The 22585-nt window shown below is 65.3% G+C and carries 19 protein-coding genes and 1 pseudogene; 5 read left to right on the top strand and 15 right to left on the bottom strand.

All coding sequences use genetic code 11. From position 1 onward, the window contains the following. Positions 1-62 precede the first annotated feature (62 nt). Positions 63-2096: a primosomal protein N' gene (locus tag GJV26_RS14570; protein WP_155709442.1), complete on the bottom strand. Its 2034-nt coding sequence runs from the start codon at positions 2094-2096 to the stop codon at positions 63-65. A 602-nt stretch (positions 2097-2698) separates the two neighbouring features. Beyond that, complete coding sequence (gene hemE / locus GJV26_RS14565; RefSeq protein ID WP_155709441.1) at positions 2699-3778, bottom strand: uroporphyrinogen decarboxylase; 1080 nt, start codon at positions 3776-3778, stop codon at positions 2699-2701. A gap of 70 nt (positions 3779-3848) precedes the next feature. On the opposite strand from hemE, the gene GJV26_RS14560 reads away from it, so the two are divergent. From GJV26_RS14560 to GJV26_RS14540, 5 genes are all read left to right on the top strand, one after another. Beyond that, positions 3849-5798: a S9 family peptidase gene (locus tag GJV26_RS14560; protein ID WP_155709440.1), complete on the top strand. Its 1950-nt coding sequence runs from the start codon at positions 3849-3851 to the stop codon at positions 5796-5798. Continuing rightward, entirely contained in the window at positions 5795-9958 is a 4164-nt protein-coding gene (locus tag GJV26_RS14555) for a DEAD/DEAH box helicase (protein WP_155709439.1), read from the top strand. Before GJV26_RS14560 ends, GJV26_RS14555 begins: the two co-directional genes overlap by 4 nt. 94 nt (positions 9959-10052) lie before the next feature. Beyond that, a complete protein-coding gene (locus tag GJV26_RS14550) occupies positions 10053-10412 on the top strand; it encodes a hypothetical protein (RefSeq protein ID WP_155709438.1) in 360 nt (119 codons plus the stop codon). Between the two features lie 107 nt (positions 10413-10519). Next, positions 10520-11008 (top strand): hypothetical protein, encoded by a 489-nt coding sequence (locus GJV26_RS14545; RefSeq protein WP_155709437.1) that lies wholly within the window; start codon positions 10520-10522, stop codon positions 11006-11008. Between the two features lie 89 nt (positions 11009-11097). Continuing rightward, a complete protein-coding gene (locus GJV26_RS14540) occupies positions 11098-12978 on the top strand; it encodes a DUF885 domain-containing protein (RefSeq protein ID WP_155709436.1) in 1881 nt (626 codons plus the stop codon). Positions 12979-13175: 197 nt separating this feature from the next. Here the strand turns inward: GJV26_RS14540 and tatC are convergent, their stop codons facing one another. The 13 genes and pseudogenes from tatC to hisD form a co-directional block, all read right to left on the bottom strand. Then, complete coding sequence (gene tatC, locus GJV26_RS14535) at positions 13176-13937, bottom strand: twin-arginine translocase subunit TatC (protein ID WP_155709435.1); 762 nt, start codon at positions 13935-13937, stop codon at positions 13176-13178. After that, complete coding sequence (gene tatB / locus GJV26_RS14530) at positions 13937-14455, bottom strand: Sec-independent protein translocase protein TatB (protein WP_155709434.1); 519 nt, start codon at positions 14453-14455, stop codon at positions 13937-13939. The genes tatC and tatB overlap by 1 nt, the downstream gene beginning before the upstream one ends. Before the next feature lie 19 nt (positions 14456-14474). After that, positions 14475-14708, bottom strand: a complete 234-nt coding sequence (tatA, locus tag GJV26_RS14525) for a Sec-independent protein translocase subunit TatA (RefSeq protein WP_155709433.1) — start codon at positions 14706-14708, stop codon at positions 14475-14477. Positions 14709-14869: 161 nt separating this feature from the next. Further along, complete coding sequence (locus tag GJV26_RS14520) at positions 14870-15241, bottom strand: histidine triad nucleotide-binding protein (protein ID WP_189441609.1); 372 nt, start codon at positions 15239-15241, stop codon at positions 14870-14872. A gap of 23 nt (positions 15242-15264) precedes the next feature. Continuing rightward, complete coding sequence (locus tag GJV26_RS14515) at positions 15265-15645, bottom strand: phosphoribosyl-ATP diphosphatase (protein WP_371866473.1); 381 nt, start codon at positions 15643-15645, stop codon at positions 15265-15267. Positions 15646-15653: 8 nt separating this feature from the next. Next, entirely contained in the window at positions 15654-16154 is a 501-nt protein-coding gene (gene hisI, locus GJV26_RS14510) for a phosphoribosyl-AMP cyclohydrolase (protein ID WP_155709432.1), read from the bottom strand. Positions 16155-16166: 12 nt separating this feature from the next. Further along, positions 16167-16928, bottom strand: coding sequence for an imidazole glycerol phosphate synthase subunit HisF (hisF, locus tag GJV26_RS14505; protein ID WP_155709431.1), 762 nt, complete (start codon positions 16926-16928; stop codon positions 16167-16169). Positions 16929-16932: 4 nt separating this feature from the next. Continuing rightward, positions 16933-17733: a 1-(5-phosphoribosyl)-5-[(5-phosphoribosylamino)methylideneamino]imidazole-4-carboxamide isomerase gene (gene hisA / locus GJV26_RS14500; protein WP_155709430.1), complete on the bottom strand. Its 801-nt coding sequence runs from the start codon at positions 17731-17733 to the stop codon at positions 16933-16935. Positions 17734-17807: 74 nt separating this feature from the next. Beyond that, complete coding sequence (gene hisH, locus GJV26_RS14495) at positions 17808-18446, bottom strand: imidazole glycerol phosphate synthase subunit HisH (RefSeq protein ID WP_155709429.1); 639 nt, start codon at positions 18444-18446, stop codon at positions 17808-17810. A gap of 36 nt (positions 18447-18482) precedes the next feature. Next, the gene (gene hisB, locus GJV26_RS14490) at positions 18483-19085 is read right to left on the bottom strand and encodes an imidazoleglycerol-phosphate dehydratase HisB (protein WP_155709428.1); all 603 of its coding nucleotides are present in this window, start codon (positions 19083-19085) and stop codon (positions 18483-18485) included. 18 nt (positions 19086-19103) lie between these two features. After that, positions 19104-20249: a histidinol-phosphate transaminase gene (gene hisC, locus GJV26_RS14485; RefSeq protein ID WP_155709427.1), complete on the bottom strand. Its 1146-nt coding sequence runs from the start codon at positions 20247-20249 to the stop codon at positions 19104-19106. Between the two features lie 258 nt (positions 20250-20507). Beyond that, a pseudogene (locus tag GJV26_RS14480) lies at positions 20508-21272 on the bottom strand (DNA-methyltransferase); the annotation flags it as partial. Continuing rightward, entirely contained in the window at positions 21269-22585 is a 1317-nt protein-coding gene (gene hisD, locus GJV26_RS14475) for a histidinol dehydrogenase (protein ID WP_155709425.1), read from the bottom strand. The gene hisD and the pseudogene GJV26_RS14480, both read right to left, overlap by 4 nt.

Below are 22585 nucleotides of genomic sequence, written 5' to 3'. Positions count from 1 at the left end.
CCAGGAATTCTGTCGGCATCGTACACCAGGGCGCCGCAGGACGCGGCAGGGCGGGCGAATGATCAGATATCGACCGGGTCCACTTCCAGCGACCATTTCACGCGCGCTTTCATGTCCCGCAGCCGCGCCATCCACTCCTTCAGGAATGCCTGCAGCGCGGGCCGCGATGCCGCTTCCACCAGCAATTGCGCACGGTCGACGTTGTGCACGCGCGTCATGCTCATCGGGATCGGGTCGTTGATCGTGATGCCTTCCGCGATGTCCTCGGCCTGCACGCAGTCGCGCGCGGCCTGCAGGAAATCGATCGCTTTCGCCAGTTCCGGCGCCTCGGCCCGCAGCATTGCCTGGTACAGGTAGGGCGGCAGGCCGGCCTGCGCGCGTTCGGCCAGCAGCGCGCCGGCGAAGCGGTCGTAGTCGTGCCTGACCACCGCGCCATACAGCGGATGTTCCGGGTAGCGCGTCTGCACCAGCACTTCGCTGGGGCTGCCGCCCTCGGTCTGCGCGGTGCGGCCGGCGCGCCCCGCCACCTGCATCAGCTGCGCGAACAGGCGCTCGCTGGCCCGGTAGTCCTGCGAGAACAGCGCCGTATCCGGGTTCAGGATGCCGACCAGCGTGAGTTTCTTGAAATCGTGGCCCTTGGCGACCATCTGCGTGCCGATCAGGATATCGACCTCGCCGCGGTGCACCGTATCGAAGGCTTCCTGCGCACTGCCCTTGCGGCGCGTCGAATCGGCATCGATGCGCAGGATGCGCGCCGCCGGGAACATTGCCTGCAGGCCTTCCTCGATGCGCTGCGTGCCGCGGCCCAGCGGCTGCAGGTCGACGTTGCCGCAGGTGGGGCAATGGCGCGGTATGCGCATCTCCAGGCTGCAATGGTGGCAACGCAGCTTGAACTCGCCCTTGTGCAGCACCATGAATGCCGTGCAGCGCTGGCAGTCGCTGACCCAGCCGCAGGAATCGCAGCAGATCACCGGCGAGTAGCCGCGCCGGTTCAGGAACAGCAGCGACTGTTCGCCGCGCTCGAGCCGCAGCCTCAATGCCGCCACCAGCGGCGCGGTCAGGCCATCCTTCGGCTTGTCGTGCTCCATGTTGATGAGCTTCACGGCCGGCAGCGTGGCCTGCTTGACGGCACGCTCGCGCAGCTCGAGCTTGCGGTAGCGCTTCGATTGCGCATGGTGCCAGCTTTCCAGCGATGGCGTGGCCGATCCCAGCACCACGGGAATCTTCAGCTGCCAGGCGCGCCATACGGCCAGGTCGCGTGCCGAGTAGCGCAACCCTTCCTGCTGCTTGTAGGAGGGATCGTGTTCCTCGTCGATCACGATCAGCTTCAGGTGCGGCAGCGAGGCGAGGATGGCCAGGCGCGTGCCGAGCACGATGCGGGCCTGGCCCTGGTGCGCGGCCAGCCAGTGCAGCATGCGCTCGCCCTCGGCAAGGCTGCTGTGCAGGGTGGCCATCATCACGCCGGGGAAGCGCGCGCGGATATTCGATTCCAGCTGCGGCGTCAGGTTGATCTCGGGCACCAGCACGAGGATCTGCCCGTCCGGTTCGCGCGCCAGTACCTGGGCGCAGGCCTGCAGGTACACCTCGGTCTTGCCGCTGCCCGTCACGCCGTACAGCAGCATCGGCGCGAAACCCTGCGCGCCGCCGATCGCATCGGCCGCGTGCTGCTGTTCCGGATTGAGCACCGGCATGCCGACCGGCGCGGGATCGTGCCCGTCGGCAATCTTCGCCAGTTTCCTGATCGCGCGGTCCAGCGCCACGGTGGTGGACAGGCGCAGGTTCTTCGGCAGGCCCGGCAGCGCCACCTCGCCCAGCGGCCGCTGGTAGTACTCGGCCGCGAAGCCCGCCAGTGCCAGCCATTGCAGCGCCACCGGCGCCAGCTGCGAGCGCACCGCCAGCGCCTCCTTGAGCTTTTCCTCGGGCACATCCGTCTCGTCGGCAATGGCCACGATGATGCCGACGACTTCACGCCTGCCGAACGGCACGAGGGCAAGCTGGCCCACCTCCGGCCGGTCCGCCACGTCGCACGGCCAGCGATAATCGAACACGGCGTGCAGCGGCGTATCCAGGGCGATGCGAAGTATGCAGTGAGACATCAGATGAGACCCCAGATTACCTGTGAACTATCCACAAATTCTGGGGATAACTTTGTGGACATTAAACCCGTAATCCCTGGAAACCCGCATTTCCAAGCCAAAGATGAGGCATGGAAACACCAAATTTCACAATTTTTTATCTTTAAAATCAATGACTTAAAAATAGCTCTCGGGAGAGGGACGAATATGCGATTTTTTATTCTTGCTGTGCATAAGTCGGCTTTGCTCACGCCCCTGATCACTCGGAGATCGCGCGGAATCGGCGAGGGAAACCGGCTATTTTACCAAGCAGGCTCGTCCATAGCGAGCACTATTGCCTGCCTAAAATTCGTGCAGCGCAGCAGAATTTGGGTAAGTCGCGGTTTACTAAGCACTTTTGCCATTTTTCCACAATTTTTGTGGATAACTTTGTGGAGAATGACTCCACAACATTTATCTGGCACGGGGATAACGTTTACTTATTACAAAGTGCGCACCGCGATGAATCGAAATTTTCATAAGCAAATCAGGTACTTGCAAATATTCCCGTGATAACACTTTCCTGGTTGCCTTTTATTTTGGCAACCAGAAAAATTGTGCATAAGTCGGGTTTGCCTGGACCGTTATCCGCCGGTCCGCAGCTTGCGGCTATGGGAATGAACCGTTTCCACCATCACCGCGACGGATGCTGGCGGGGTGAACTGGGAGATGCCGTGGCCCAGGTTGAAAACGTGACCGGTGTCATGCGGGCCGTAGTTGTCCAGCACGCGGCGCACTTCGGCGCGGATCTGCTCCGGCCCGGCGAACAGGATGGCGGGATCGAGGTTGCCCTGCAGCGCGACCTTGTCGCCGACCGCCGCGCGCACCTTGCCGATGTCGGCTGTCCAGTCCAGCCCGATGGCATCGGCACCGATCGCGGCGATTTCTTCGGCCCAGTGCGCGCCACCCTTGGTGAACACGATCGCGGGAATGCGCACGCCGTCATGCTCGCGCTTGAGCTGGGCCACCACGCGCTGCATGTAGCGCAGCGAAAACTGCTGGTAAGCGCCGTCGGCCAGCGCGCCGCCCCACGAATCGAAGATCATCACGGCCTGCGCGCCGGCGTCGATCTGCGCGTTCAGGTATTCGGCCACGGCGCGGGCGTTGAGGTCCAGGATGTGGTGCATCAGGTCCGGCCGGCTGTACAGCATTTTCTTGATGGTGTGAAACTCGCGCGAGCCCTGTCCTTCCACCATGTAGCACGCCAGCGTCCACGGGCTGCCGGAAAAACCGATCAGCGGCACCCGGCCGTTCAGCGTGGTGCGGATCTGCGTGACGGCCTTGAACACATAGTCGAGCGAGCCCGGTTCGGGCAGGCGCAGCGCCTGCACATCGGCCTCGGTGCGCAGCGGGCGTTCGAATTTCGGCCCTTCGCCTTCGACGAAATACAGGCCCAGGCCCATCGCGTCCGGCACCGTCAGGATGTCGGAAAACAGGATGGCGGCATCCAGCGGATAGCGGTCGATCGGCTGCAGCGTGACTTCGGTGGCCAGGTCCGGGTTCGTGGCCAGCCCCATGAACGAGCCGGCCTTTTCACGCGTGGCCTTGTATTCCGGCAGGTAGCGTCCCGCCTGGCGCATCAGCCACACGGGGGTGTAATCGGTCGGCTGGCGCAGCAGCGCACGCAGGAAGGTGTCGTTCTGAAGCGGGGCGAATTGTGGCATGGATGGCAATGAAAAGCGGGACGAAAGAGGGTATTATCGCATCCCCCCGTTCTTTTCACCTGCCCTGGAAATGACCAACCCGACACCCTTGCAAACCGCTCCCTCCGGTACCTGGCCATCGCCGATCGGTGCCGCCATGGTCGCCGCAGGCGCCACCCCGCTGTCGTCGCTGGCAGTCCAGGGCCTTGACATCCTGTGGCTGGCCGGCCGCGCCAGCGAAGCGGGTCGCAGCACGCTGCTGCGGCTCGTCGGCCAACGCACCGATGAGTTGACGCCCCTGCCCCTCAATGTGCGCTCGCGCGTGCACGAATACGGCGGTGGCGCGTACGTGGCGGACGGCGACACGGTGTTTTTCTCCCATGCGGCCGACAACCGGCTGTATCGCAAGGATGGCGATGCGCAAGCGGTGCCGTTCACGGCCGAAGGCCGGCAGCGCTTCGCCGATTTCATCGTCGACCGCGCACGCGGCCGGCTGGTCGCCGTGCGCGAGCAGCATCCCGACGATCCGGCCTCGCATGCGCAGCCGGAGAACACGCTGTGCGCGGTGGGCTTCGACGGCAGCGAAACAGTGCTGGCGCACGGCCACGATTTCTATTCGTCGCCGCGGCTGTCGCCGGACGGCCGCAGGCTGGCCTGGCTGACATGGGACCACCCGCGCATGCCGTGGCAAGGCACCGAACTGTGGCTGGCCGACATCGCGGCGGACGGCACCCTGGCCGCGCCGGTCCTGGTGGCGGGCGGGCCGGAAGAATCGGTCTGCCAGCCGGAATGGTCGCCGGACGGGCGGCTGTACTTCGTTTCCGACCGCACCGGCTGGTGGAACCTGTACCGCCTGGATGGCGCCATCGAGGCGATCTGTCCGTTGGAGGCGGAGTTCGCCGGCCCGCATTGGACGTTCGGAAATTCGATGTATGGCTTCATTTCCGCCGGCGAAATTGCCTGCACCTGGATCGAGCAGGGCGTGAGCAGGCTTGGCCGCCTCGTGATCGGCAGCGCGAAGCTGCAGCCGATCGCCAATCCATACCAGGAAATCCGCGAACTGCGCACCGGCGCCGGCTTCATCGCGCTGCTGGGCGGCAGCCCGACGATCCCGGCCGAGATCGCGCGCATCGATCTCTCCAACGGCGAACTGCAGGTGCTGGCCCGCTCGATCGACACGCTGCCGGACGTGGGCTACCTGTCCGTTCCGGAGAGCATCAGCTATCCGGGTGCGGGCGGCCGCACCGCGCATGCGTTCTTCTACCCGCCGCATAACAGGGACATGCGGGCGCCGGCCGGAGAAAAACCGCCGGTGATCGTGATCGGGCACGGCGGCCCGACCGGCATGGCCGCCAGTACGCTGAAACTGGCGACGCAGTTCTGGACCAGCCGCGGTTTCGGCGTGCTGGACGTGAACTACGGCGGCAGCACCGGTTTCGGCCGCACCTACCGCGATGCGCTGAAGGGCCAGTGGGGCGTGGTCGACGTCGAGGATTGCGTGGCCGGCGCGCGCTGGCTCGTCGACGCGGGCCGGGCCGACGGCGACCGGCTGATCATCCGCGGCAGCAGCGCCGGCGGCTATACCACGCTGTGCGCGCTGGCATTCCACGACGTGTTCAGGCTGGGCGCCAGCTATTACGGCGTGGCCGACCTGCAGGGCCTAGACGACGATTCGCACAAGTTCGAGTCGCATTACAACGAATACCTGATCGCCCCGCAGCCACTGGCGCGGCAGGTGTACCTGGAACGCTCGCCCAGCCATCACGCCGACAGGCTGGCGTGCCCGATGATCTTCTTCCAGGGCCTGGACGACAAGGTGGTGCCGCCGCAGCAGTCCGAATCGATGGTAAAGGCCCTCCGGCAACGCGGCGTGCCGGTCGCCTACGTGGAACTGGAAGGCGAAGGCCACGGCTTCCGCAAGGCGGAAACCATCGTGCGCACGCTGGAAGCGGAGCTGTATTTCTACCAGCGGATGTTCGGGCTGCACGATGCTGCCGCTCCGGCACCGGTAGAGATCCATAATCTGGACGGTCGCGCATGAGCGACCGGGCGTTGCAGGACCAGTTCGACGCGCTGCATCCGAACGAGAAGACGCTGCTGGCGCTGCTGGCGCTGGTGGGCGAACCGATGGGCAAGTCGGCGGTGCACGACCACGTCGTCAACCTGAACCTGCGCGACGACGAAGGCCACGCCTACGACAGCGTGCGGAGCAACGAGCTGCTGGCGCACCTGGAACGCCTGGCCTTCACCAGCCTCGTCGTCGGCCGCGGCTTCGTCTGCAACGCCAGGCTGCGCTGGCCGGCCATCCGCGCGGCGATCAGCGCGCACATGCTGGCCGATATCTGCGCCGTGTACGATCACCTGAACCCGATGAACCGCAGCTGGAACGGCACGCTGGAGCCGCGCAGCTACCGGCACGGCGTGGCCCGCCTGCGCATGGCGCTGCTGCGCGGGCAGCCGCCGCAGGATGCCGCGCCGCTGCTGGCTTCCTGCCTGCGCTCCTACGAAGCGGCGCAGCTGCACCCGATCGTCGACATCTTCGCGCGGCCGTTCGAGCCCGGCATGCTGCTGCTGGTGCACCCGTCGATGCAGGACGATATCCTGATGCTGCTGCTCCAGCACGCGCAGCGCGAACCGGCGCTGGCGCCGCAGGTGCGCGCCGCCGCCGAGCGCCACTTCGAGCGCCGCCGGCAGGCCGGCGACGACGTGTCGGATGCGCTGCGCCTGGCGCTGGGCGAGGATGCGATCCTGTGCGGCCGGCTGCAGCAGGCGATCGACTATCTCGAGGTGGTGAAAAGCCCGCTGGCGCCGTTCTACGCCAGCGTGCTGATGCTGCTGCGCGACCGCGTGGCCGACGCGGTCGCCGGCTTCGAGGGCGCGCTGAAATCGGTCCGCCGCGAGACCGGCAAGCGCAAGCAGCTGTTCCAGGGCTTCGGCGGCTACCTGTACGTGGTCGCGCTGCTCAGGGCGAACGAGCCGAAAACGCTGAAAACGGCCGAGAGCTACCTCGACCAGGCAGTGCACGCGCAGCAGAACCCGGACAGCAGCACGTACAGCCTGCTGTCGATGCTGCGCCAGGTCCGCGCCGGCACGCTGCAGGCCGAGGTGGTACTGGCGCGCGCGTGGGAAACGCCGCTGCAGGCGCAGCTGTTCCAGGCCCTGGTCTACTGGTGGCTCGGCTTGCCGCAGCTGGAAAAACGCCGCGCCGAGCTGCAAGACCTGGCGCAAAGCGCCGGCGCCAGCGGCTTCATGCTGATCGCCGCGCAGGCCGAAAGCCTGCTGGGCCACCTGGGCGACGAGGCGGCCGCCGGCCGCGCCGCCGACATGCTCTCCACACTTGGGCTGCCCGACATGGGCGGCTGGTTCGAGCGGCAGGAAGCCTGGCAGCGCCAGCTCGAAGCGCTGATCAACCTGCACCAGGACGCGCCGGCCGCGAGCGGCGAAACACGGCTGGCATGGATGATCACCTGGAGCGACCGTTCCGGCATCGCCGACATGGAACCGCGCGAGCAGAAGCGCAGCGCGAAGGGCCAGTGGAGCACCGGCCGGCCGATCGCGCTGAAGCGCCTCGCCGAGGATGCTGCGCTGATGGATTTCGCCACGCCGCAGGATATCCGCCTGAGCACCCACATCGCGCCATCGCGGCAGCTGTATTCGTCCGGCCTGCGCTACGACATCGAAACGGCCGATGCGGTGCCGGCGCTGGTCGGGCACCCGTTCGTGTTCTGGATGAACGCGCCGGAAACACGGGTGGAAATCCTGGGCGGCGAACCGGAACTGCTGGTGCAGGAACGCAAGGGCAAGCTGCAACTGTCGCTGCACCCGGCCGTGAGCGCGACGGACACCAGGACGGTCGAGCTGCGCGAAGCGCCCAACCGGATTCGCGTGATCACCATCAACGACGAGCACCGCCGCATTGCCGCCATCGTCGGCGACGGTCTCACCGTGCCGCTGCATGCGAAGGAACAGGTGCTGAAGGCGATCGGCACGGTGGCCACCAGCGTGACCGTGCAATCGGACATCGGCGGCGGCAGCGCCCATGCCAGCGCGGTCGACCCGGACATCCGCCTGCATGTACACCTGCTGCCCTACCAGCAAGGCTTGCGGATGCAGGTGCAGGTGCGGCCGCTGCGCGACGCGGGACCGTACTACGCGCCCGGCGCGGGGGCCGAGACGGTGATCACCGACGTGGGCGGCAAGCCGGTGCAGGTGCGCCGCAACCTGGCCGGCGAGCGCGATGCCGAACGCCAGATGGTGCTGCGATGCGAGGCGCTGGAACAGGCCGAACAGGAACACGGCGAGTGGCTGATCGGCCAGCCGGTGCTGTGCCTGCAACTGCTGACCGAGTTGCAGGAACTGGGACCGGAACGGGTGGTGATCGGCTGGCCGGACGGAGAGCCGTTCAAGGTGACGAAGCCGGTGCAGCTCGCGCAGCTGAAACTGTCGATCAAGAGCAAAAAGGACTGGTTCGCCGCCAGCGGGCAGCTGCGGGTCGACGAAGACCGCGTGATCGACCTGCGCTCGCTGCTGGACCTGATCCGCGCCGGCAAGAGCCGCTTCATCGAGTTGAAGGACCGGCAGTTCCTGGCGCTGTCGGACGAGCTGTACCGCCGCCTGGCGGAACTGGATGCCTATGGCGAGGACGACGACGGCGGCGTGAAGGTGCACCAGCTGGCCGCGTTCGTGCTGGAAGAACTGGCCGGCGAAGTCGGCGGCCTCGAAGCGGACAAGCTGTGGCGCGAGCACATCGGCCGCATCGCCGCCCGGGCCGAATACCAGCCGCAGGTGCCTTCCACCTTGCAGGCCGAACTGCGCGACTACCAGCGCGAAGGCTTCGAATGGCTGGCGCGCCTTGCGCACTGGGGCGTGGGCGCCTGCCTCGCGGACGACATGGGCCTGGGCAAGACGGTGCAGGCGCTGGCCCTGCTGCTGCTGCGCGCGCCGCGGGGGCCGGCGCTGGTCGTGGCGCCGACGTCGGTATGCATGAACTGGGCGAGCGAAGCGGCACGCTTCGCTCCCACGCTGAACGTGAAGCTGTTCGGCGCGGGCGACCGTGCGGAAATGATCGACAGCGCCGGCCCGTTCGACCTGGTGATCGTCAGCTACGGCCTGCTGCAGCTGGAATCGGAACGTTTCACGAAACCGCGCTGGCATACCATCGTGCTCGACGAGGCGCAGGCGATCAAGAACGCGGCCACGAAACGCTCGCAGGCCGTGATGGCGCTGCAGGGCGACTTCCGCATGGCGTGTACCGGCACGCCGCTGGAAAACCACCTGGGCGAGTTGTGGAACCTGTTCCGCTTCGTCAACCCGGGCCTGCTCGGGTCGCTGGACCAGTTCAACCTGCGCTTCGCCGGCCCGATCGAGCGGCAGCAGGACCGCAAGGCCGAAGTGGGCGCGCGCAACCGGCTGCGCCGGCTGATCGGGCCTTTCATCCTGCGCCGCACCAAGGCGCAGGTGCTCACCGAGCTGCCGGCCCGTACCGAGATCGTGCTGGAAGTCGACCTGTCGGGCGAAGAAACGGCGCTGTACGAATCGCTGCGCCGCGAGGCGCTGGACAAGCTGGCGGCGATCGAGGCGCCGGCCGACCGCAAGTCGATGCAGATCCTGGCCGAGATCATGAAACTGCGCCGGGCGTGCTGCAACCCGAACCTGGTGGCGCCCGAGCTCAAGCTCGACAGCAGCAAGCTGGCCGCGTTCGCCGAACTGCTGGCCGGCCTGCTGGAAAACCGCCACAAGGTGCTGGTGTTCAGCCAGTTCGTCGACCACCTGGCGCTGATCCGCGAGCACCTGGACCGCAACGGTGTCGCGTACCAGTACCTCGATGGCGCGACGCCGATGGCGGCGCGCAAGGCGCGCGTGGATGCGTTCCAGGCCGGCGAAGGCGACGTTTTCCTGATCAGCCTGAAGGCGGGCGGCGTCGGCATCAACCTGACGGCGGCCGATTACGTGATCCACATGGACCCGTGGTGGAATCCGGCCGTGGAAGACCAGGCCTCGGACCGGGCGCACCGGATGGGCCAGCTGCGCCCCGTGACGATCTACCGGCTGGTGGCGCGGCATACGATCGAGGAAGGCATCGTCGACCTGCACGCACACAAGCGCGAGCTGGCCGACAGCCTGCTCGATGGCAGCGAGATGGCGGCACGGATGAAGGCGGAGGATATGCTGAAGATGCTGGAGGAAGGGCTGAGGCGTTGAATTTCCTGGGAAATTTCCTGTGGATAACGAGACGCTGCCGCCCGCCCGCCTTCGCTATGATGGTCGCACCGACAATGCATATCAGGAGCACACCATGGCCGACACCTTGCTGCGAGTATTCGACAGCCTTACCGTGGCGGAGCGGGCCCGCGAGGCGTTAATCGCCTCCGGCATCGCCGCTTCCGCCATTACCCTCGACTCCCGCAACGACGAGGCCGGGCCCGTGGAAGGCAATTTCGCGCTCGACCTGACGGAAAAGCCCACGCCGGCGAAGGGTCATCCGACCCGCGCCGGAGACAATTCCGAGATCCGCGCCTCCGTGCAGCGCAGTACCTGCATCCTGCAGGTGGAAGTCGACAACGACCGCGACGGCGCCCGCGCCAACGGCATTCTTGACCACTACGCCGGCGGCGACGAGGCGGAACGGATGACCAGCCGGCAAGACCCGGCTTGATCCACGGCTGCCGGGGCGTTCACGCTGCCCCGTCGTCAGCTCTGTCTTCAACCCCTTTCGTCGGCTGCCTCTTTCCCGGAACGGCCATTCCATGCAATGATCCGGCCATGGAACAACACAAGGAAAAAGACCTCGCCGCGTTCGCCCACGGCATCCCCCTGTGCGGCAAGGCCTGGACCGCCTATACCGGCTGCCTGCTGCTGGCCGTGGTGGCGGTGTTCGTGCTGCGGCTGGCATTCAGGCACTCGGAGCTGGCCGCCGCCGGCGTGCTGGCCGCCGCCACGCTGCTGATCGGCTACCGCATGCTGCTGATCCGCAGCGTGCAGCTCTATTACGACGACGTGGGCGTGTGGCTGTATTCGGGCATACTCCCCTGGTCGCGCGGCGTACGCGGCGTGAAATGGCGCGACATGGACGAAGCGGTCTATGTGCAGTCGCTGCGCAGCTGGCTGTCGCGCTCATGGACGATCCGCGTGGGCCACCGCTTCACGAAGGCGAACACGATCGTGCTGTCCGACATGGCGCGCGGCCGCGAGGCGGTGACGATCATCAACGAGCGGCACCAGCAGATGATCCGGGACGATCGTCTGGCCTGATTGTAGCGTCGTGTAACATCCGGGCTTCCGGCGGGCCGATTGATGATAATCTCGCCCGCTGCACTATCCCGGTAAGGAAACGTTACACGATGATCAAGACAAAACTCGCGCTGGCGGCCATGATGATGGCGCTGGCGTTCGCGCCCGCCGAAGCGGCGAAAAAGCCGCAGAAGGCCAGGTCCGGCAAGTCCGTCCCGGCCAAGAAATCCACGAAAACCAGGTCCACGGCAGGCAAGGCCGCCGTGGGCGCAGTCGCCGCCACGGCCGCCACCGCAGCCGCAGCCGCAGCCGCATTGCCATCCGAAAGCCGCGCCGACCGTTCGTTCAACGCGCTGTCCAACGGGTTCCTGACGGCGCTGTGGCGCATGGATCCCGAAACGGCGATCACGGTGGGCAAGTACGACACGGCCGCCACGCTGACGGTACCCGATCTCGCCACCCGCCAGCTGCAGCTGGCCTTCATCGACGAGTGGCTGGGCCGCTTCGGCAAGCTCGATGCACGCCAGCTGTCGCCGCGCCAGCGCACCGACATGGCGCTGCTCGTCAACAAGCTGAACTCCGACCGCTGGTACCTGACCACCTTCCGCGAATTCGAATGGAACCCGGCGCTGTACAACATCGCCGGCCCGATCGACTACATCCTGCACACCGAATACGCAGCGAAATCGCAGCGCCTGCGCACGCTGCTGCGCCGGATCGCCAACGTGCCGGCCTATTACGACGCGGCGCGTGCCAACCTCACCACGCCCACGCGCGAGCACACGCAGCTGGCGATCGCCCAGGCGCCCGGCGTGATCGCGCTGCTCGACGAGCTGGACAAGGAAGCGCAGGGCTCCACGCTGGCCGCGAACGAGAAAGGCCTGTTCGGCCAGCGCGTCGCCGCCGCGAAAACCGCCGTCGAGGCGTATGCCGCCTGGCTGGGCGAAACGGACAAGCTGCTGGCGGTGTCCGGCGCGCGCTCGTTCCGCATCGGCAAGGCCATGTACGAGCAGAAGTTCGCCTTCGACATCCAGTCGGCCAGCAGCGGCGAGCATACTTACCAGAAAGCGCTGGCGGCGCGCGACGAACTGCTGGCCAACATGGACCGCATCAGCGACGAGCTGTGGCCGAAATACCTGGCCGACGTGAAGAAGCCCGCGGACCGCTACGCGAAGATCGGCATGATGATCGACAAGCTTTCCGGCAACCACGTGGCGCCGGACCGCTTTGTCGAGGAAATCAAGGCGCAGATCCCGAAGCTGCAGGAATGGGTGGTGAAAAACGACCTCCTGAGCCTCGATGCGAACAAGCCGCTGGTGGTGCGTGAAACGCCGGCCTACCAGCGCGGCGTGGCCGGTGCCAGCATCGAGGCACCCGGTCCTTACCGCCCCCAGGACCGCACCTACTACAACGTGACCCCGCTGACGGGCGCCACGCCGGAACAGGCGGAAAGCAGCCTGCGCGAATACAACCACTGGATCCTGCAGATCCTGAACATGCACGAAGCGATCCCCGGCCACTATGCGCAGCTGGTGTATGCGAACAAGTCGCCGTCGCTGGTGAAATCCATCTTCGGCAACGGCGCCATGGTGGAAGGCTGGGCCGTGTTCAGCGAGCGGATGATGCTGGAATCGGGCTACGACAACTCGCCGGAGATGTGGCTGATGTATTCGAAGTGGAACCTGCGCAGCGTGACGAACACGATCCTCGACTACAGTGTGCACGTGCTGGACATGAATCAGGAACAGGCGCTCGACCTGCTGACCCGGCAGGCGTTCCAGACGAAGCAGGAAGCGGCCGAGAAATGGCGCCGCGCCACGCTGACGTCGGTGCAGCTGACGTCGTACTTCAGCGGCTACAGCGAGATCATGGAACTGCGCGAACAGCGCCGCAACGCGCTGGGCAGCAAGTTCACGCAGAAGGGGTTCAACGAGGAATTCCTGGGCTACGGCAGCGCGCCGGTAAAGGTGATCCGCGAATTGATGCAGTAAGCGGGTACCCGTGCCATGCGGGCGCCTGGTGTCGGACACTTTTTCCCGGCCTTGCGGGAAAAGGTGTCCGACACCGGTTGTCCCAGGAAGCAGCCACGTTCCCCGCCGTGAAAGATCCGGCCGTTCCAGCAGCCTTCGATGGCGGCCACAATAAAAAACGGGAGCCGCGGCTCCCGTTTTCATGCATACCGTTCCTGTCAGCCTTCGGCCTTCTGTTCCGGCGCCTGCGTCATCTTCACGAACATCGGCGACACCAGCAGCCCCAGCTCGAACAGCATCCACATCGGAATGGCCAGCGCGAACTGGCTGACCACGTCAGGCGGCGTGACGATCGCGGCGATGACGAACGCGCCCACGATCACATAAGGCCGCCACTCCTTCAGCTTGGCCAGCGACACGAGGCCCATCCGCACCAGGATCACCACGACGATCGGCACTTCGAACGCGGCACCGAATGCGAGGCACATCGACATCACGAAATCGAGGTAATTCTCGATATCCGGCGTGACGGCGATCGAGGTCGGCGCGAACTCGTTGATGAAGTGGAAGACGCGGCCGAATACGAAGAAATAGCAGAAGGCCACGCCGGAAACAAACAGCAGCGACGACGAAATCACCAGCGGCGCCACGAGGCGCTTTTCATGCGTGTACAGGCCGGGCGCGACGAACGCCCACATCTGGTACAGCACCCACGGCAACGCCAGGATAATGCCCAGCACCAGCGTGACCTTCATCGGCACCAGGAACGGCGCGGTAATGCCGGTGGCGATGATCTTCGCGCCGGTCGGCAGCGCATCGATCATCGGCTGGGCCAGGAAATCGTACAGCAAGGTGGGGCCCGGCCAGGCCATCAGCAGGGCCGTGGTGATCAGGACGCCGATGGAAGCCTTGACCAGCCGGTCACGCAGTTCTACCAGGTGGCTGATGAAAGTTTCTTCGGCCGGTTGTTCAGTACTCATCAGTAAAAGGAAGCGGGAGGTTTACCGTTGCGCGGGCGGAAGCGCGCAACGCGCGCAGCGCCGGACACCACGTGCATGCGGCCGCCGGTCTGCTGCTTGTACCACTGCGGCACGGCCGAAGTGCGCACCAGCCGCTTGCGGCGGAATTCCTTGGCCTTGCGCGCCTGGTCTTCCGTGGAAACCGAATGGAAATCGGGCGCATGGCCGGCGTATGTATCGGACGAGCCGGTATCGTCGATCCGGAAGACGTCCTCGACCTCGGACATGTTCTTCTGGATCGAATTCTCGACATCGGCCTTGATGTTCTGCGCCTGCTCCTGAACGGTCTTCTGCAGGGTGCGCAGCTCTTCCAGCTCGATTTCGCGGCTGACTTCGCTCTTCACATCGTGCAGGTAGCGCTGCGCACGGCCATACAGCGTGCCCGCCATGCGCGCCACCTTCGGCAGTTTTTCGGGACCGATGACGATCAATGCCACGACACCGATGATGGCCAGCTTGGAGAGACCGAGATCGATCATGGATTAACGAGGCCGGCGCTCAGAGCTTGTTCTTTTCCTTGGCATCGACCTCGATCGTGCCCTTGTCGGTAACCTTGGCCGGCGGCGGCACCGGCTGGTCGGCCGCTTCCTTTTCGTCCGTCTTCACGCCATCCTTGAACCCCTTGACGGCCTTGCCCAGGTCCGAACCGATGTTGCCCAGTTTTTTCGTGCCGAAGACCAGCATGATCACAACCAGGACGATCAGCCAGTGCCAGATGCTCATGGAACCCATAGTATTCTCCTTGCAGGGCGGAAACGCCCAAATTCGGTGGAACGACCAGTATACGCGACTCTTACCATGTCATGTTCCCGTCACGGTAACGGCGGGAAATAACACTTCCGCGTGCTTATTTCATCAAATCGCCAGACAAAGCGCCGGACAAGGCGGCAATGTCAGTGCATGCCGCGCCATGGCCGCGGGCCGCCATAGATGTGCATGTGCAGGTGATAGATCACCTGGCCGCCGTCCGGACCGCTATTGATCAGCGTCTTGTAGCCGCGCGTGGGCGCGCCTTCGTTGCCGTATACGACCGACACGCCATGTTCCTCGGCCAGCCTGGGCGCCAGCGCCAGCATCTTGCCCAGCAAGAGCGTGTCTTCCGGCTGTACCTCGGTCAGGGTCGAGATATGTTTTTTCGGGATCACCAGCAGGTGCACCGGCGCGGCCGGGTTGATGTCCTTGAACGCCAGCAGTTCGTCGTCTTCATAGACGACGGATGCGGGAATCTGTTTGGCGGCGATCTTGCAGAACAGGCAGTTATCCACGAATGTCTTCCTTCAGATTGCGGTTAAGCGTCCTTGCGGGCGGCTTTTTCATCGATGCCGGACACGCCTTCGCGGCGCGCCAGCTCGTCGAGCACCTGCTGCGGCGACAGGTCGAACTGCGCCAGCAGCACGAGCGAATGGAACCACAGGTCGGCCACCTCGTACAACACCTTCGAGCCGTCGCCGGAGACGCGGGCATCCTTGGCCGCCATCACGGTCTCGGTGGCTTCCTCGCCGATCTTTTTCAGGATCGCGTCGTCGCCCTTCGAGAACAGCTTGGCCACGTACGACGTGGAGGGATCGGCGCCCTTGCGCGATTCGATGGTGGCCGCCACGCGGTCCAGGATCGGGCTGGCAATAGGGGTCACCTCGGGGGTCACCTCGGAGGTCATTTCGGGGGTCATGTCGCCGCTCATTTCTTCTTGCCCGCGCTGTTGTCGGCGCCCTTGCCGGCGCCCTTGCCGGCGCCCTTGTCCGAATTCTTGTCGGCATAGATGGTATCCGGATCCTTCAGCACCGGTTCCACGTCCTGCCAGTCGCCATCCTTGGCATCGCCGTCGAACTGCTGGAAGAAGCACGAATGGCGCCCGGTATGGCAGGCGATGCCGCCGGCCTGCTCCACCTTCAGCAGCACCACGTCCTCGTCGCAGTCGAGGCGTATGTCGAGCACCTTCTGCACGTGGCCCGATTCCTCGCCCTTGTGCCACAGCTTCTTGCGCGAGCGGCTCCAGTACACCGCTTCGTGCAGTTCCACCGTCTTGTACAGCGCGTCGCGGTTCATCCACGCGAACATCAGCACATCGTTGCTGCCGCTCTCCTGCACGATCACCGGCACGAGGCCATGCTCGTCCCAGCGGACCCGGTTCAGCCATTTAGCCTTGGCTACGCTAGGCGTCGTCGTTGGAATACCCATATCTGTGCTTTCTCAGACCTCGCGCATCGGAATGCCTTGCCGGGCCATGAACTGCTTGGCTTCCTGTACCGTGTGCTGGCCATAGTGGAAGATGCTGGCCGCCAGCACCGCATCGGCGCGGCCCTTGGTCACGCCGTCGGCCAGGTCCTGCAGGCCGCCCACGCCGCCCGAGGCGATCACGGGAATGCCGACCGCATCGGACACCGCGCGGGTGAGCGCCAGGTCGAAGCCGGACTTGGTGCCGTCGCGGTCCATGCTGGTCAGCAGCAGTTCGCCGGCGCCCAGCGATGCCATTTTTTGTGCCCACTCGATCGCGTCCAGGCCGGTGGCGTTGCGGCCGCCGTGCGTGAACACTTCCCACTTGCCCGGCGCGACCTGCTTGGCGTCGATCGCCACCACGATGCATTGCGAACCGTGCTTTTGCGAGGCTTCGAACACCAGTTCCGGATTGCTGACGGCCGAGGTGTTCAGGCTGATCTTGTCCGCACCCGCGTTCAGCAGCCGCTGCACATCCTGCACCTTGCGCACGCCGCCGCCCACCGTCAGGGGAATGAAGACCTGCGACGCGACAGCCTCGATGATGTGGAGAATCAGGTCGCGGTTGTCGGACGAGGCGGTGATGTCGAGGAACGTGAGTTCGTCGGCACCCTGCTCGTCGTAGCGGCGGGCGATCTCGACAGGGTCGCCGGCGTCGCGCAGCTCGGTGAAGTTGACGCCCTTGACGACGCGGCCGTTGGTCACGTCCAGGCAGGGGATGATGCGTTTGGCCAGCATAGTCTTAGTCTTCGTTCGAATCGGAGAGTTCGCCGACGGTTTCGCCGGTGAGTTCATCGGCGCGCAGCTGGGCTTCGCCCAGGTTGATGGTGCCTTCATAGATCGAACGGCCGCAGATTACGCCTTCGATGCCTTCGTCCTGCACCGCGCACAGCGCTTCCACGTCGGCCAGGTTGTGCAGGCCGCCGGAGGCGATGACCGGGATGCGCACGGCCTGCGCCAGGCGCACGGTGGCTTCGATGTTCACGCCGCCCATCATGCCGTCGCGGCCGATGTCGGTGTAGACGATCGATTCCACGCCATACTGCTCGAACTTCTGCGCCAGGTCGATCACTTCGTGGCCGGACATCTTGCTCCAGCCGTCGGTCGCCACCTTGCCGTCCTTGGCGTCCAGGCCCACGATGATGTGGCCGGGGAACGCGCCGCACGCATCGTGCAGGAAGCCAGGGCTCTTCACGGCGGCGGTGCCGATGATGATGTAGCTGATGCCGTCGTCGAGGTAGCGCTCGATCGTGTCCAGGTCGCGGATGCCGCCGCCCAGCTGCACGGGAATCTCGTCGATATCGTGTTCCAGCGCGAACTCCTGCACCGTTTTCAGGATCGCCTTCACGGCGCCCTCGTTCTTCGGCTTGCCGGCGAAGGCGCCGTTCAGGTCCACCAGGTGCAGGCGGCGTGCGCCCTGCTCCAGCCAGTGGCGGGCCATGGCGCCGGGATCGTCGGAAAACACGGTGGACTGTTCCATGTCGCCCTGTTTCAGGCGAACGCAGTGACCGTCCTTGAGGTCGATGGCAGGGATGAGCAGCATGGTTTTATTGTCGAGTAGGTTGGATGGTTGAGTGCCAGAGGTGGACGCTGTGAGACGGACGCAAGATGCGCGGCTCAGGGATTCCAGTGAACGAAGTTCTTGTACAGCTGCAGGCCCATGCCCGCGCTTTTCTCCGGGTGGAACTGGGTGGCGAAGATGTTGTCGCGCGCGGCAACGCAGCAGAACGGCGCGCCGTACACGGTTTCGCCCACGCTGTGCGCCGGGTTCTCCGGCTGTGCGTAGTAACTGTGGACGAAGTAGAACCACGCATCGTCCGGAATGCCTTCCCACATGGCGTGGCGCGCGGTCTGCTTCACGCGGTTCCAGCCCATCTGCGGCACCTTGAAGCGGGAACCGTCCGGCTGCAGCATGCCGTCGAGCTGGAAACGCACCACCTTGCCCGGCAACAGGCCCAGGCCCTGGGCATCGCGCTCCTCGCTGCCCTCGAACAGCATCTGCTCGCCCACGCACACGCCCAGCAGCGGCTTGCTGGCGGCGGCGCGCAGCAATGCTTCCTGTACCCCCGACTCGCGCAGGTTCCTCATGCAGTCGAGCATCGAACCCTGGCCCGGCAGCACGATGCGCTCGGCATGATCGATCTCGGACGGTTCCCCTGAAATACGCACGTCCGCTTCCGGGGCAGCGGCACGCAGGGCCTGCGCAACGGAACGCACGTTGCCTGAGCCGTAGTCAACTACTACAATTTTTTTCATGATTTTTGAAAGCCGGCTGGAGATTGATCTCGTCCCTTACAGGCTTCCCTTGGTTGAAGGAATCGTGCCGGCAGCGCGTTCATCGCGTTCGGCGGCCATGCGCAGCGCGCGGCCGAATGCCTTGAACACGGTCTCGCACTGGTGGTGCGCATTGGTGCCGCGCAGGTTATCGATATGCAGCGTGATGCCGGCATGGTTGACGAAGCCGCGGAAGAATTCCAGCGTCAGGTCGACGTCGAACGTGCCGATCATCGCGCGGGTGAACGGAATATGGTACTCGATGCCCGGGCGGCCCGAAAAGTCGATGACCACACGCGACAGCGCCTCGTCGAGCGGCACGTAGGCATGGCCGTAGCGGCGGATGCCCTTGCGATCGCCGATGGCCTTGGCCACCGCCATGCCCAGCGTGATGCCCACGTCCTCGACGGTGTGGTGGTTGTCGATATGCGTGTCGCCGGTGGCCTGGATGTCCAGGTCGATCAGGCCGTGGCGGGCGATCTGGTCCAGCATGTGGTCCAGGAAGGGCACGCCGGTATCGAGCTTTTGCGTGCCGGTGCCGTCCAGGTTCAGGGCGACGCGGATCTGCGTCTCGTTGGTGTTGCGGATGACTTCTGCGGTGCGCGATGCGGGTAAATTCATGGGGAACTCAGGGTTAGGTCAGGCAGCCGGCGGTGCGCTCGACGAAGCGCTCGATGAAGCTTGCAAGGAAGCTGTCAGTGCGTCCAGGAAAGCTGCGTTCTCGTCCGGCGTGCTGACGGTGACGCGAAGGCAGTTCGTCAGCACACTGTGCATTTTACTCAAATTTTTAATCAGGATTTTACGACTTACCAGTTTGGCATGGATGCTGTCGGCATCCGGCACCCGGATCGTGATGAAATTGGCCGCCGACGGGAACACCTGCACGCCCGGCAGGGCCGCCAGCGCCGCCGACAGGACACCGCGTTGCTCGCGCAGCAGGCGCGCCTGTTCGTTGAGCACGTCGACATGGTCGAGCGCGAACTCGGCCGCGGCCTGCGTCATCACGTTGATGTTGTAGGGTGGCCGCACCTTCTCGAACTGCTCCAGCAATGCCGGGGCCGCCGACATGTAGCCGAGCCGGATTCCGGCCAGGCCCAGCTTGGACAGCGTGCGCATCACGATCAGGTTGCCGAATTCCGGCAGGCGCGGCATGAAGCTCTGCTGTGCGAAGGGCTCGTACGCCTCGTCCACCACGACCAGGCCGCGCTCGCCCTGCGCGCGCAGGATCGCTTCGATGTCGGCCGTGTCGAACAGGTTGCCGGTCGGGTTGTTCGGGTAAGCCAGGAAAACGAGCGCCGGACGGTGCCGTTCGATCGCCGCCAGCATGGCCGGCAGGTCCAGCGCCAGGTCCGCCTTCAGGGGCACGCCGACGAAGTCCATGCCGGCCACCTGCGCCGAACGCTGGAACATCACGAACGCGGGTACCGGCGCCAGCATCACGGCGCGGCGGTCCTGCCAGGCGCAGGTGGCGGCCATGATGGCGATCAGTTCGTCGGAACCGTTGCCCAGCAGGACATCGTAGCCGGCCGGGATGCCCAGTCTGGCACGGATACGCTCCTTCAGCGGGCGGTACGCCGCGGCCGGGTAGCGGTTCAGCGCCACCTCGGCCAGCCGGTCGGCCAGCTCGCGCCGCAGCGCTTCCGGCAGCTGGTACGGGTTTTCCATCGCGTCCAGCTTCACGAAGCCGCCCGCATCCGGCACGTGGTAGCTGGCATCGCTGCGCACGTCGGGGCGGATGGTGTTGGCGACCAGGCTGTCGAGGGATATGCCGTTGTTACTCAACATTGTTACTCCAGTTCGTTATTCGGGGCCGTCGATCATTGCCGCGGCGACCGTTTTACCGGCCGTGCGCTTCCTGGCAGCAGCCTTGGCACCGGCAGGCTTGGGCGGCGCTGCCAGAAAACCGGGATCGGTCCCCGGATCGGCGGCGCGGACCTTGCTCCGGGCGCGGGCCTTGGGGTCGGACCCCTGCTGCTCGACGGCCGGAGGTGCCGGACGCTTCGCACGGGCCCTGGCTGCGGGCACTTGCAACGCATCGGCCTCTGGCCCGGGAGCCAACGGCAGTGCCAGGCGCTCCGCCAGGAGCCTGCAATAGTCGGGATTGAGTTCGAAGCCGGTGAAGTGGCGGCCCGTGTTGCGCGCCGCGACGGCCGTGGTGCCGCTGCCCATGAACAGGTCGAGCACCACGCCGCCGGGCGGACACGATGCCTTCACCATCCGTTCGATGATCTCGAGCGGCTTTTGCGTGGGGTGATCGACCCGCTCCGCATGCTGCCTGTGCAGGCGCGATACGCTCCACAGGTCCTTCGGGTTGTAGCCCTGTTCCAGCCATTTCGCGCCGATGAAGATGGAGCGCGAGCGGGCCTTCTTGGTTTCGGCGTCGTACGGGATGCGTACGGCGTCGAGGTCGAAATAATAATCCTTGCGGCGCACGAAAAAGCCGATGGTGTCGTGCACCGACGTAAAGCTGCGCACGGTGCCGCCCATCGACGGCACCCGGCGGTCCCAGATGATCTCGTTCATCATCGTCATCCGCCGTTTCAGCATCACGAAGATCTCGGGCGCCGAGCGCCACGTCGTGAACACATACAGGCTGCCGTTTTCCTTCAGCTTCGGCAGCGCCGCGTCGACCCATCGTTCGGTCCACGCCAGGAAATCGTCCGCCGGCTGCTGGTCGGAGGCGTTGCCGTAATCCTTGCCCAGGTTGTACGGCGGGTCCGTCAGGATCAGGTCGATCGAGCCATCCGGGATGCGCCGCAAGCCTTCCAGCGCATCTTCGCAGAACACCTGATCGAGCCAGGCGCTCATGATTTCAGCCGCAGCTCCGCGCTGCGCGCGTGCGCCTGCAAGCCTTCGCCATACGCCAGCTCGGCCGCGATTTTACCAAGCGTCTGGGCACCGGCTTCGCTGACCTGGATCACCGACGAGCGTTTCTGGAAATCGTACACGCCCAGCGGCGACGAAAAACGCGCCGTGCGCGACGTGGGCAGCACGTGGTTCGGGCCGCAGCAATAGTCGCCCAGCGATTCGGACGAGAAGCGCCCCAGGAACATCGCGCCGGCGTGGCGGATCCTGTCGGCCCACTGCTGCGGTTCCTCGGCGGAAATTTCCAGGTGCTCGGCGGCGATGCCGTTGGCGATCTCGCAGGCCTCTTCCATGCTGCGCACCTTGATCAGCGCGCCGCGGTGGGTCAGCGACGTGCGGATCGTTTCCTGCCGCGGCATCGTCGGCAGCAGTCTTTGAATGGATGCTTCCACCCGGGCGATGTAGTCCGCGTCCGGGCACAGCAGGATGGCCTGCGCCAGCTCGTCGTGCTCGGCCTGCGAGAACAGGTCCATCGCCACCCAGTCCGGGTCGGTGGTGCCGTCGCATACGACGAGGATCTCGGAAGGGCCGGCGATCATGTCGATGCCCACCGTGCCGAACACGCGGCGCTTGGCGGCCGCCACGTAGGCATTGCCGGGGCCGACGATCTTGTCGACCGGCTGGATCGACTCGGTGCCGTAGGCCAGCGCGGCCACGGCCTGCGCGCCGCCGATGCCGATCACGCGGTCGACGCCGGCGATCGCGGCGGCGGCCAGCACCATCCGGTTCTTGATACCGTCCGGTGTCGGCACCACCATCACGATTTCGCCGACGCCGGCCACCTTCGCCGGGATCGCATTCATCAGCACGGACGACGGATACGCGGCTTTACCGCCCGGCACGTAGATGCCCACGCGGTCCAGCGGCGTGATGCGCTGGCCGAGGACCGTGCCATCCGCCTCCGTGTAGGTAAAACCTTGCAGTTCCTGCTTCTGGCGCTCGTGGAATACGCGGATGCGCTCCGCCGCGGTCTGCAACGCGGCGCGCTGCGCGTCCGGCAGTGCCGTCAGCGCGGCATCGAGTTCGGCCTGGCCGATCTCGAAGGCCCCCAGATCGGCGGCGCCGCCATCGGGAATGCGGTCGAACTTGTTGGTGTACTCGACCACCGCTTCGTCGCCGCGCGCGCGCACCTGCGCGATGATCCCGGTAACGGCCTGTTCGATGGCGAAATCGGTTTCCGCTTCGAACGCGAGCAGCGCGTCGAGGGTTTCCTGGAAGTCGATGGCGGTGGAGTCGAGCTTGCGGATCTGGATCAT

Origin of the sequence: Pseudoduganella dura, from assembly GCF_009727155.1 — a bacterium.
Taxonomy (GTDB): domain Bacteria; phylum Pseudomonadota; class Gammaproteobacteria; order Burkholderiales; family Burkholderiaceae_D; genus Rugamonas; species Rugamonas dura.
Note: the sequence above shows the minus strand (reverse complement) of the source record. Positions and strands in the feature narration are given on the sequence as shown.